The sequence below is a fragment of the Synechococcus sp. WH 5701 genome, from assembly GCF_000153045.1.
Lineage (GTDB): Bacteria > Cyanobacteriota > Cyanobacteriia > PCC-6307 > Cyanobiaceae > Regnicoccus_A > Regnicoccus_A antarcticus.
This window is the reverse complement of sequence record NZ_CH724159.1, coordinates 423671-435280: the sequence shown is the minus strand read 5'-3', so window position 1 is coordinate 435280 and position 11610 is coordinate 423671. Positions and strand designations below refer to the sequence as shown.

Genomic DNA, 11610 nt, shown 5'->3' with positions numbered 1-11610 from the left:
TCAGGGCTTGGGCTGAATCGGAAGACCGTGACGGAGGTTGATCAGGTTGGATGTGATCACGGTCTCTCCAGGGCTGAGGCCGCTCAACACTGGATAGCGCTTGTTCTGGAGCGGCCCAAGAACCACAGGACGCTGCAGGGCCACCAGGGTGGTGGGTGGCAGCTTGGCGAGGGAGGCCAGGTCAGCCCTGTCGGGGTTGGCGCGGAGCTGGGTGAGGCTTCCGGGGATGAACACGAAGCTCTGACCGGGGAGCTGCTGCACGGCCTTGAACGGCACCGAGAGTTGTTGGCTTTGCTCCAGCACCAATTGCGTGCGGACCTTGACGCCGTTGCGTAAACGGCCGCCCTGGTTATCGAACTCAGCCTTGGCCAGCAGCGTCTGACTCCCATCGCCGACCACCGGATCGATCGATTTCACTCGGCCGTTGGCCAGAGGGCGGTCTGTGGCCGGGTCGCTGAGGAAAACGGGCTGGCCGATCCGCACCCGCTCGGCGTAAACCACCGGTATCTCTATTCGGACCATTAGCCGATCGTTTCGCACCAGCTTGGTGAAGGGGTCACCACTCGTGATCACGTCACCCTGTTTGACCTGCAGATCGGCGACTATGCCGCTGATCGGTGCGCGCAGGTTACGGAAGCGGAGATCTGCCTCCCTTGCAATCAGGGCTTCCCTGGATGCAATCGATTCCTGGCGAAACTGATCCCGCTGTATGGGACTGGCGGCCCCTTGGCGGACAAGTGATTCGTAGCGCTCGTAGTTGAGCTGGTCGGTGGCGGCCTTGGCTCGCAGGTTGATGACGTCGGCCTTCTGTTGCTCCTGATCCAGCACCAACAGCAGGTCACCTTTTCGGACCTGACTGCCTTGGCGCACCAAGATCTGCTCGATCCTGCCGCCCGCCTGGGCGGAAAGCTGGACTAGATCAAGGGCCTCGAGGCTGCTCACCGTGTCGACGCTGGTGCTGAAGTCAGCCAGCCGGGCGGGCTCTGTCTGCACCGGCAGTGGCCCTTCTCTTGGTGGTCCCGGGGGGTTGGAACAGCCGGTAGAGATGAGCGTCAGCACCCCCGTCGCCAGAGGCAGACCCCAATGGCGGGGTGCCTGAACGCGCACAGAAACTGCACGCAACGACATGGAAAGTGACCGCGAACTTGTGTGTCATCTTGGCCTCCCCCTGCTCAGACGCAGTTGCAGGCACCTGACCAGGCTCGCGTCCATTAGCGCTCCCAGCGGGTCGGTCGTAAGCGCAGCACCTGGGATCGCCACATCCAGCGGCTGGAGATCACGAGCGGTGAGTGGCTGAGTGGGGAGCCGATTCCACTGCTGAAGAAGCGCAAGAAGCTGAGCCGAAAGGAAGCCCTCAAGCTCTGGAGTGAACTGCGTCAGAAGGGCTGGCAGGCCTGCAGTTCCCAATGGTGATCGCCAGCACCGATGGCCGACACCTCCCTGATGAGCACCAGCCCCCAGCCACGCCGCTACCGGATGGTGGATCAACAGGGTCAGCCCCACCCGGAGCTCAATAAGCACGTCGAATCGTCCGAGGAGGCGTGGGACTTCGCCAGGCGTTGGTGGAACCGGATCGGCGAAAGCCGCGACGGCCACCCAGGTGACAGCCCGATTGGCCTCGGAGGGGAGGTGAGCACCGAGAGCGTTCACTGGCGCACCCTGCGCCACGCGCAAGGCTGAACCCTGCAAAGGTGAGCGAACAGGCCACTCTTGCCCTGGCACGCCCGTCTCCCACCGATCCTGCCCAGGCCAGCCCGCAGCCCACCGAGGTGTTGGCGGGCTCGATCGAGCGTGTCACCTTCCACAACGCCGAGAACGGCTTCTGCGTGCTGCGCATCAAGGCCCGCGGCCACCGCGAGCTGGTGACGGTGGTGGGTCATGCCGCTGAGATCAGCGCTGGCGAATGGGTGACGGTGAGCGGCACCTGGGTGAACAGCCGGGAGCACGGCCAGCAGTTCAAGGCCTCCTTCCTCAGGGCCTCAGCGCCCACCACCGCCGAGGGAATTGAGAAGTACCTGGGCTCGGGAATGATCCGCGGCATCGGCCCGATCTACGCCAGCAAGCTTGTGGCGGTGTTCGGGGATCAGGTGTTCGAGGTGATCGAGCAGGCCCCGGAGCGCCTGCGGGAGGTGCCCGGCATCGGCCCGGTGCGGGGCCAGCGGATCAGCCAGGCCTGGGCGGATCAGAAGGTGGTGCGCGAAATCATGGTCTTCCTGCACAGCCATGGTGTCGGCACAGCCCGGGCGGTGCGGATCTTCAAGACGTACGGCAATGACGCCGTGCAGGTGATGGCCGAAAACCCCTACCGCCTGGCCCGTGACATCCGCGGCATTGGCTTCCGCACCGCCGATGCGATCGCTGCACGGCTGGGCATCGAGCCTGAGGCCATGATCCGCCTGCGGGCTGGGATCAACTACGCGCTGCTGGAGGCCAGCGGTGATGGCCACTGCGGCCTGCCCAGCGCCGAGCTGCTCAAGCTGGCCGGTGAACTGCTGGCGGTGGAGCGGCCCAGTGGGCCACTCGATGAGACCGGCGCCACCAAGCGGGTGCCCCTGGAGAGCGGTCTGATCCAGAGCGCCCTGGATCTTGAGCTGAGCGAGGGCTCCCTGGTGGCCGACACCCTGGGCGCTGAGCCGGCGATCTTCCTTTCAAATCTGCACCGCGATGAGCGGCGCATCGCGGCGGCTCTTCAGGAGCTGGCGCAAGGCCGCCCGCCCTGGGGAACGATCGAGGCCGGCAAGGCGATGGGCTGGGTGGAGCAACGTCTGGGCCTTGAGCTGGCTGCCAGCCAGAAGGCAGCGGTGGAGCAGGCCCTCTCCAGCAAGGTGCTGGTGATCACCGGTGGGCCTGGGGTGGGCAAGACCACCTTGATCAACGCCATCCTGCGCATCCTGGCGGCCAAGAAGCTGCGGATCCTGCTCTGCGCCCCCACCGGCCGGGCCGCCAAGCGGATGGGTGAAACCACCGGGTTGGAGGCCAAGACGATCCACCGGCTGCTGGAGTTCGACCCGGCGGCCTTCGGCTTCAAGCGCAGCGCCGAGCTGCAGCTGGAGTGCGATCTGCTGGTGGTGGATGAAACCTCCATGGTGGATGTGCCCTTGATGGCCTCCCTGCTTGAGGCCCTGCCACCAGAGGCTGCCCTGCTGCTGGTGGGTGATGTCGACCAGCTGCCCTCAGTGGGGCCCGGCCAGGTGCTCGCTGATCTGATCAACAGCGGCGCATTGCCGGTGGCCCGGCTCACGGAGGTGTTCCGCCAGGCGGCCTCCAGCCGCATCATCACCACCGCCCACGCCATCAACGCCGGCACCATCCCCGATCTGCGCCCCCCACCGGCTGAGGCCACCACCGACTTCTATTTCCTTCCTGCCGAGACACCCGAGCAGGCGGTGGCCTTGATCCTCAAGGTGGTGGGCGAACGCATCCCGGCCCGCTTCGGCCTCGATCCGATCGCCCAGGTGCAGGTGCTCTGCCCGATGGCCCGCGGTGGTTGCGGCTCCCGCTCCTTGAATATCGAGCTGCAGCACCTGCTCAACCCGGATCCCACCGAGCAGGTGGAGCGCTTCGGCTGGCGGTTCGCGCCGGCCGACAAGGTGATGCAGGTGGCCAACGACTACGAGAAGGAGGTGTTCAATGGCGATGTGGGCACCGTGGAAACGATCGACGCCGATGCCAGTGAATTGACGGTGCGATTTGACGGCCGGGAGGTGACCTACGGCTGGGGGGAACTCGACAACCTGGTTCCCGCTTATGCCTGCACGATCCACAAGAGCCAGGGCAGCGAATACCCCGCCGTGGTGATTCCCCTGCTTACCCAGCACTACGCGATGCTGCAGCGCAATCTGGTGTACACCGGCATTACCCGTGGCAAGCAGTTGGTGGTGCTGGTGGGGCAGAAGAAAGCCCTGGCCATGGCCGTGAAGAACCACCTGGGCCGCAGGCGTTTCACCAAGCTGGCGGAGTGGCTCAGCTGACCAGCAGTAGTGAAAGGAGCGCCGTGCTGGCGAATCCCTGGACGGGCAATCCCCTGGGGATCAGCCCGGGCAGAACCTGCCAGCCATCGACCCCCGCAACGCGATCGGCGCTCGTGATCCCCAGACTTGTTCCAAGGCCGCAGAGGAGCTTGCTGAGCACCGCCAGGAGCGACTGACCTTCACTTCGGGCGGGCTCAGTCGGGCCTGCAGGAGTCCTCCCAGAGCGCCTCCAGCAGGGAGCTGATTCCAGTGGCTTTCCCCAGCGACAACGACAGTGTTCTGTGATGCGAAAAAGTGACTTGAACTTCAGCCTGTCACCGTTGAGCCGCCCTGTTCCGCCTGCCTGGCACAGCCTCACTCCCCAGGACTGCCTCCGGGAGCTTGATGCCAGCACCGAGGGGCTGAGCACGGCCCAGACGGCCGAGCGCCTGGCCCGGCAGGGACCCAACCGGCTGGAGCTGGCAGCCGGCCGCAGCCACCTGAGCATCCTCTGGGATCAGCTCAGCAACATCATGCTGCTCATGCTGCTGGCCGTGGCCGCAATGTCGGCCGCCATCGCCTTCCAGGCCCATCGCTTCCCGAAAGATGCGATCGCCATCGTGCTGATCGTTGGGCTGAACGCCCTGCTGGGCTATATCCAGGAAAGCCGGGCGCAACAGGCCCTGCTGGCGCTGCGTGAGATGGCCCAGCCCCTGGTCACGGTTCGGCGTGACGCTCATTGGGAGCGGCTTTCGAGCGAGCTGCTGGTGCCTGGCGATCTGATCCGCCTGGAAGCGGGCGATCGGGTCCCCGCCGATGCCCGGCTGCTGGAGGCGGCAGAGCTGGGCCTGCGCGAGGCGGCCCTCACCGGCGAGGCCGAGGCCGTGTTCAAGAAGGCGGATCTGTTGCTGGAGGCCTCCACCCCGGTGCTGGAGCGGCAGAACTGTCTGTTTCAGGGCACCGAGGTGGTGCGGGGGCGTGGCACGGCGGTGGTGACCGCCACCGGTATGGACACGGAGTTGGGCCAGATCGCCCAGCTGATCAACACCGCCGGGGGTGAATCGACCCCCCTGCAGGAGAGGCTTGATGGCCTGGCCAACGTGCTGGTCATCTCGGCACTGGCCCTGGTGGCCGTGGTGGTGCTGGGAGGCTGGCTGCTCGGCCAGCCGTTGCTGGGCCTGCTGGAAGTGGCGCTCAGCATGGCCGTGGCGATCGTGCCGGAGGGTCTGCCCGCCGTGATCACCGTGACCCTGGCGATCGGCACCCAGCGCATGGTGCAGCGAGCCGCCCTGATCCGCCGCCTGCCCGCCGTAGAGACCCTCGGCTCGGTCACAGTGATCTGCACCGACAAGACCGGCACCCTCACATTGAACCGTCAGGTGGTGGTGGAGCTGCGCTGCGGCAGCCAATCGATCGTGGTGAGTGGCCAGGGCTACGACCCCCACGGCTCCTTCACTCCAGCTGAGCTCACCGCCCCCGAGGGTGCGGTGGCTGGGATCACCGCTGGTGCCAGGGATCTGCTGCTTGCGGCCGGGGTGCTGTGCAGCGATGCCGAGCTCAAGAAGGCAGAGGATGGCAGCTGGGATGTGTTGGGCGATCCCACCGAAGGGGCCTTGGTGGTGGCTGCCGGCAAGGCCCAGCTGGATGTCTTCGCCCTCCGCAGCCGGTACAGACGCACCGCTGAAATTCCCTTCAGCTCGGAGCGCCAGTTGATGGCGGTGTGGGTGGAGGACAGCGAGGGCACCCTGCAACACCCCCTTGGGGAGGTGGCCAGCGCATCCCACACCCTGCTGATCACAAAAGGGGCGCCTGAGGTGATCCTCCGCAGCTGTGATCGCTGGATCGGCGGCAATGGTGTGACGGCGCTCAATGCTTCCCAGCGGCATTGGTGGCTGGAGCAGGCCCGGGGTCTGGCCGCTTCCGGCCTCCGGGTGCTTGCTTTCGGCTGCGCGCCCCATCACTCCAGCCCCGAGCAAGCGCTCGATCATCTGGTGTTGCTCGGGCTGATGGCCCAGCTCGATCCGCCCCGCCCGGGAGTGGCCGTGGCCGTGGCCCGCTGTCGGGAGGCCGGCATCCGGCCGGTCATGATCACCGGCGACCATCCTCTCACCGCCCGGGCCATCGGCCAGGCCATCGGCCTGCTGGATGGGGAGGCGGAGGTGGTGCTGGGCAGGGAGCTTGAGCAGTTCAACGACGCAAGGCTCCAGGAGGTCCTCAGCCGCTGCAGCGTCTATGCCCGCGTGCCGCCCGAGCAGAAGCTGCGGATCGTCAAAGCGCTGCAGGCCAATGGCCAGGTGGTGGCGATGACCGGCGACGGCGTCAACGACGCCCCGGCCCTGAAGCAGGCCCACATCGGCGTGGCGATGGGCATCACCGGCACCGAGGTAAGCAAGGAAGCCTCCGATATGGTGCTGCTCGATGACAACTTCGCCACGATCGTCAATGCGGTCGAGGAAGGACGGTTGGTGTACGCCAACATCCGCCGCTTCATCAAGTACATCTTCGGCAGCAACGTCGGCGAGCTGATCACCATCGCCTCGGCGCCGCTGCTCGGCCTGGTGGGCGTTCCCCTCACCCCCCTCCAGATCCTCTGGATGAATCTGGTGACCGATGGCTTCCCCGCCCTGGCGCTGGCCCTGGAGCCCGGCGAGGAGGGTCTGATGCAACGGCCGCCGGCCGAGCCGGGTGAATCGATCTTCGCCAGGGGGATCGGCCGTTACGTCCTGCGCATCGGTGTGGTGTTCGCGGCGATCACGATCGTGTTGATGGTCTATGCCTTCAGATCTGGGGCCCCATGGCAGACGATGGTATTCACCACGCTCTGTCTGGCCCAAATGGGCCATGCCCTGACAGCCCGCAGCGATCTACCCCTGGTGCAGGTGAATCCGTTCTCCAATCCCTGGCTGCTCTGGGCCGTGCTTGTCACCTCCGCCCTGCAGATGGCGCTGCTTTACGTGCCGGCCCTTTCCAATTTCTTCGTGACCACGCCGCTGTGCCTTCATGATCTGGCCATCTGCGTGGGATTCAGCCTGCTGTTTTTCCTCTATCTGGAGCTGGACAAGATGTGGCGGCTATGGCGCCGCCGCGCCCATGCCGATGCCTGATGTTCTGGTACGGGATCGCTCAGTGCCTACGAGGTGTCCGCCCAAAAGGGGAAACGCGTGGATACTTCTGGCCTAGGCGCCACAGCTCATTGCAATGGGTACCCGGCTCCACCGCGCGCAGCCGACAGACAAGACTGAAAAGATCCTGAGGCGCCAATTCACCATTCCTCTGCCATCTCAGAGCAACGGGCGGAACAGAGTGGTGCGGGAAAGGCATGGGAGACAACGTAAAATAAAAGTTTCTGATGTATGGACGATCCTCAGGTGTGAATCTGATCTGGGTCGACGGAGGCCACGGCGGCCGTGAGCAGTTGTTCCGCCAGTCCATCCGGGCCGTCGATGGCCTCGATGCCCGGGCAGGCACCACTTTGCAGCTGTGGGTAGGTGGAGCGGTTATCAAGCAGCCGGGCCAGGAACAGCTCGTGGTCCTGCAGCATCGAGGGGTCGAGGCTTCCATGACTCCCGCCGATGCACCAGTGGAGGCCACCGGCTGCATCGCTGATCAGGACTGCAGGCCGTTAGGGGAGGGAGTCGAGCACCCGTACCCGATCGGTGTGCTGCCAAAGAAGGCCTCGGCCTCCTCGCTGGTGCAGCGGACGAGCTGAGCAGCCCGTGCCAGCGGCCGTACACGACGCAGCGCCTGGGAGAGATCGAACACCGGGGTGTGTCAATCCGCTTGAGGCGTGCAGGGGGCACCCCAGCGCTGCCGATCAGCTCTGCTTGCTCACGAACTCGTGGAATCGCCCAGCAAGCTCCTGGAAGAACGTGTCGCTCTGCTGAAGAAGGGATTCCCAGCTGTCCTGAGTGGCCTTCTGGAGGCTTTCCAGTTGGACATTGGCCTGATCACGGGCTTGGCGCAGCTCGGCCAGCCGCTTCTCGGTTTCACCGCGAACGCTTTCAGCAGCACTCTGCAGTCTTTGCTGCATTTCATCGATCTGGGCGGACCATGCCTCGATTTGAGCCTGCTTCTTGTCAAGGATCGCTTGGCGGAGCTGTTCATTGGCGCGTCGCTGATCCACTTCGCTGCTGGTGGTCGGCATCGGGTTATGGGTGGTGGTCATGAATGTTTCTCCTGAAGTTCAACAACGGAGCACCCTTGCGCATTGCTTCTCGGGAGTGCCTGGAAGACAAATCCAGCTATTCACCGGAATGAGTGATGGCAGAGTTAAGGTCCACTTCTGGAATCCAAAAAATCGAGCGCTCACATGGCACTGCCACAGCCTTTGGCAAGCGCTGATTATTGATATGGACCAGAAGCGAACTGGTTATCCGTTATTTCGATCTTAACATAGAGTGAGTGGTTGTCAACACCCCGAGCAGAGGTAAGCGGATTGCCGAGATGGCGAATTCTGTTCAGATCCGTTGTGAGCCAGGGCATCTCGGCGAGCCAGCTCGTCGAATCTGGCGCTTTGTGCTTTGAGGTCGCTTCGATGGCAAGGAGAGCTTGGGTTAGGTGTGTCGTGCCACCAGAAGGAACCATGATTCGCGCCTGCCCAGAGGGAGACTGTCCAACGCCAGAACCGATCAGGCCAATGAGGGCAGCTCACCGTCGCCCCCTGCTCCTGCTGCTCGCTGCGGCCCTTGTGTGTCCTGTCGTTCGGCCTGTCCCGTCCCCAGCTCGCGAACTACGGGTGGGAGTGAGCGGTTCTCCTCCATTCGTGATCCGCACCCCTGGGGAGACGGCCGAAGGCGCCGAAGGCATCAGCGTGGATGTGTGGGAGGAGATCGCCGGCGCCAACGATCTCGACTTTGAGCTCGTGCCGATGCCCAGCACCGAGGCCAATGTGAAGGCCGTTGGCGAGGGGGAACTCGATCTGGCGATCGGGCCGATCAGCATCACGGCCGAGCGGTTGCGGCCTGGCCGGATCACCTTCACCCAGCCGTATTTCTACGGGAAGGTGGGCGTGCTCCTGCCAGCCCAGCCGTCCTCGCTCTGGCAGCGCATCCGTCCGTTTTTCGGCCTGGCGGCGCTTTCCTCGGTGGGCATTCTTCTGCTCTCCCTGTTCCTGGTTGGCAACCTGATCTGGCTGGCGGAGCGGCGCCGCAATGACGCTCAGTTTCCTCGTGCTTATCTCAGCGGTCTGGGCAGTGGGATGTGGTTTGCCCTGGTCACGCTCACCACCGTCGGCTACGGCGACAAGGCTCCGCTCACCAAAGCGGGGCGGATCATCGCGGGTGTCTGGATGGTGGTGACCCTGTTGGCGGTGTCGTCGATTACGGCCGGCCTCGCTTCGGCCTTCACGGTCTCGCTCGCGCAGGTGGGGACATCCAGCATCCGCGATCCAGAAGATCTGCGAGGGGCTCGACTGGCGGTGGTGGCCGGCACCACCAGCCGGCGCTGGGGAGAGTCGGCTGGTGCCCGGGTGCGCGTCAGCGACTCACTCTCTGATGCGGTGGCGCTGGTGAAGCGCGGCGAGGTGGATGGGTTGGTCTTCGATCAGCCGGCGCTGCAGTACTACCTGCGTCAGCATCCAGAGGCTGATCTTCACCTTGCTTCATTCAGCCTTGCCACCGATACCTACGGCCTGGTGATTCCCGCGCAGAGCGACCTTCGCCTGCCCCTCAACCTAAGCCTGCTGGATCTGCACCGCAGCGGCCACATCGAAGAGATCACGAACCGTTGGCTGGGTCCCTGACCGTGGCCTTGATGGAGATGGCCGTGGTGATGGGGCGGGGCACCTCCGGGCCGTCATCTCATATCGTCGTCTCAAGGTGACCAGTGGTGAACGTCAGCTGCGCATCGGCTGCGTCTCGATGTCCTCCGCGACCAGACCCAGAGGCAGTCACGTTGACGTGAACCCCATCCGTGGTCCAAGCCGAAAGAGAGTGGGTGTATCTCATCGCCTTTGGAGAAAGGGCACCGTACCTGCATCTGCACCTCATCCCCCTCCAGGTCACAGTATTTCTCATAAGGACGGCCATCGGTGCCGCCAGAGCAATTGCTGCTCGCCTCGTTACTGCATCCGTTCTATGGCATCCGCATGAGAGTCTGCCACTCGAGCAGCTCGATTACAATTTGATCTTCCGCTGGTTTGTAGGCCTGAGTCCCGACGATCCGACTGGCACCCGACCACGTTCACCAAGAACAGAGATCGTCCGCTGCATGAACCAAGGTCACCCTCAGTTAGGGAACCTCTGGTCAAGACGCCTTAATCCGAATAATCTAGTCTCATTCTCGTCAATGAGGCGATACTGAGCAGATGTTGCCCACTTTTCGCTCAGGGCAGCCCTTGAAAAGATATTTAGGGGCACCTCGAAAAATCTACGTCGCTCCCTGACAGCCTATGAAATATGCAATAGAATTGGTTCAGTTCAACACAGCTGAATGGGACAGCGTGGATTCTGGGATGAGGAGAAGCGCATCCACAGGCTTCAGCAGAAGAAGCCCACGTTAGCGACCCTGTCCGAGACGATTCCCTGGGATGCCTTCAGGCCACTGCTGGAGCAGGGTTACAGCCATGAACGCAAGAGCAATGCTGGCCGTAAGCGGATTGATCCGATCATCCTCTTCAAGATGCTGGTGCTGCAGCAGCTGTTCAACCTCAGTGATGAGGAGCTGGAATTTCAGGTCAACGACAGACGCTCATTCGAGGAGTTTGTCGGACTGGGAGTGATGAACACCATTCCCGATGCCACCACTATTGCCTTCTTCCGCGAGCGGCTCCGCAAGGCGGGTGTTGTCGATGAGCTTTTTGAACGTTTTGAGGAGCACCTGCGGACCCATGGGCTGGAGGCCCGTGGTGGGCAGATCATCGATGCAACACTTGTCCCAGTTCCCAAACAGCGAAACTCAAGGGAGGAGAACAAGACCATCAAGGATGGAGCCATTCCAGAGAAGTGGTTGGACAAGCCAAACCGCTTGCGCCAGAAGGACACTGACGCTCGCTGGGTCAAGAAGAATGGCGTCAACCACTACGGCTACAAGAACAGCATCTGCATTGATGCCACTCACGGCTTCATTCGCAGATTTGCCATTACCCCAGCTAATATTCACGACAGCCAGATGCTTACGCAGGTGCTAGACCCTGAAAATAGGGATGACTTTGTCTGGGCTGATTCTGGCTATGCAGGTGCTCAGTTTGAGGATCTCCTGGACCTGGGTGGTTTTGAGAGCCGAATTCATGAAAAGGGCTCACGCTGCCATCCCTTGAGCGAGGAGGCCAAGGAACGGAACAAGGTCCGATCAACTGTACGGGCCAGGGTTGAGCATGTCTTTGGTGCAATCACAACCTGCATGCGCGGCAAGCTGACAAGGCGGATTGGACTGGCCAGAACGAAAGCTTGGTGGGGACTGCGTAATCTGACTTACAACTTTCTTCGATACCTGCATTGCAACTCAAAGGCAATGCTGGCTGTCTGATCATTCGGCAACGGGATAATTATCCCGCATTTAAGTCATGAATGTCAGTCATCAGGCGGATCTGCACGTGCAGAGGATGAGCATTTTGCTTCTCAAGGCAGCCTGGGTAGTGGCAATATTTCGAGGTGCCCTTAGGTAGTTTCCACCATGCGTTTTGGCTTGATTTCTGGATGATGATCGATTTTATAGACACACT

Annotated in this window: 8 protein-coding genes and 2 pseudogenes; 7 read left to right on the top strand and 3 right to left on the bottom strand. The window is 62.8% G+C overall.

Features of this window, described 5'->3' with window-relative positions:
* Window positions 1-993 (bottom strand): efflux RND transporter periplasmic adaptor subunit, encoded by a 993-nt coding sequence (locus WH5701_RS03105; protein WP_006170466.1) that lies wholly within the window; start codon window positions 991-993, stop codon window positions 1-3.
* Between the two features lie 252 nt (window positions 994-1245).
* Between WH5701_RS03105 and WH5701_RS18765 the strand changes: the two are divergent.
* The 4 genes and pseudogenes from WH5701_RS18765 to WH5701_RS03085 all read left to right on the top strand — a co-directional run.
* Window positions 1246-1413, top strand: a pseudogene (locus tag WH5701_RS18765) (DUF1651 domain-containing protein); the annotation flags it as partial.
* Window positions 1414-1425: 12 nt separating this feature from the next.
* The gene (locus tag WH5701_RS03100) at window positions 1426-1680 is read left to right on the top strand and encodes a hypothetical protein (RefSeq protein ID WP_006170464.1); all 255 of its coding nucleotides are present in this window, start codon (window positions 1426-1428) and stop codon (window positions 1678-1680) included.
* 11 nt (window positions 1681-1691) lie between these two features.
* Window positions 1692-3971: an ATP-dependent RecD-like DNA helicase gene (locus WH5701_RS03095; protein WP_006170463.1), complete on the top strand. Its 2280-nt coding sequence runs from the start codon at window positions 1692-1694 to the stop codon at window positions 3969-3971.
* Window positions 3972-4255: 284 nt separating this feature from the next.
* Window positions 4256-7054 (top strand): cation-transporting P-type ATPase, encoded by a 2799-nt coding sequence (locus WH5701_RS03085; RefSeq protein WP_037979492.1) that lies wholly within the window; start codon window positions 4256-4258, stop codon window positions 7052-7054.
* Window positions 7055-7314: 260 nt separating this feature from the next.
* Here the strand turns inward: WH5701_RS03085 and WH5701_RS17425 are convergent, their stop codons facing one another.
* Both WH5701_RS17425 and WH5701_RS03080 read right to left on the bottom strand, forming a co-directional pair.
* The gene (locus WH5701_RS17425) at window positions 7315-7491 is read right to left on the bottom strand and encodes a hypothetical protein (RefSeq protein ID WP_006170461.1); all 177 of its coding nucleotides are present in this window, start codon (window positions 7489-7491) and stop codon (window positions 7315-7317) included.
* Between the two features lie 273 nt (window positions 7492-7764).
* Window positions 7765-8115 carry a hypothetical protein gene (locus WH5701_RS03080; RefSeq protein ID WP_006170460.1) on the bottom strand — a complete coding sequence of 117 codons (351 nt, stop codon included), beginning with the start codon at window positions 8113-8115 and terminating at the stop codon, window positions 7765-7767.
* Between the two features lie 471 nt (window positions 8116-8586).
* On the opposite strand from WH5701_RS03080, the gene WH5701_RS03075 reads away from it, so the two are divergent.
* From WH5701_RS03075 to WH5701_RS03070, 3 genes and pseudogenes are all read left to right on the top strand, one after another.
* Window positions 8587-9690, top strand: coding sequence for a transporter substrate-binding domain-containing protein (locus WH5701_RS03075; protein WP_050751368.1), 1104 nt, complete (start codon window positions 8587-8589; stop codon window positions 9688-9690).
* A 276-nt stretch (window positions 9691-9966) separates the two neighbouring features.
* Window positions 9967-10156, top strand: a pseudogene (locus WH5701_RS16580) (transposase); the annotation flags it as partial.
* Window positions 10157-10379: 223 nt separating this feature from the next.
* A complete protein-coding gene (locus WH5701_RS03070; protein ID WP_006170455.1) occupies window positions 10380-11414 on the top strand; it encodes an IS5 family transposase in 1035 nt (344 codons plus the stop codon).
* The last annotated feature ends 196 nt before the right edge of the window (window positions 11415-11610 follow it).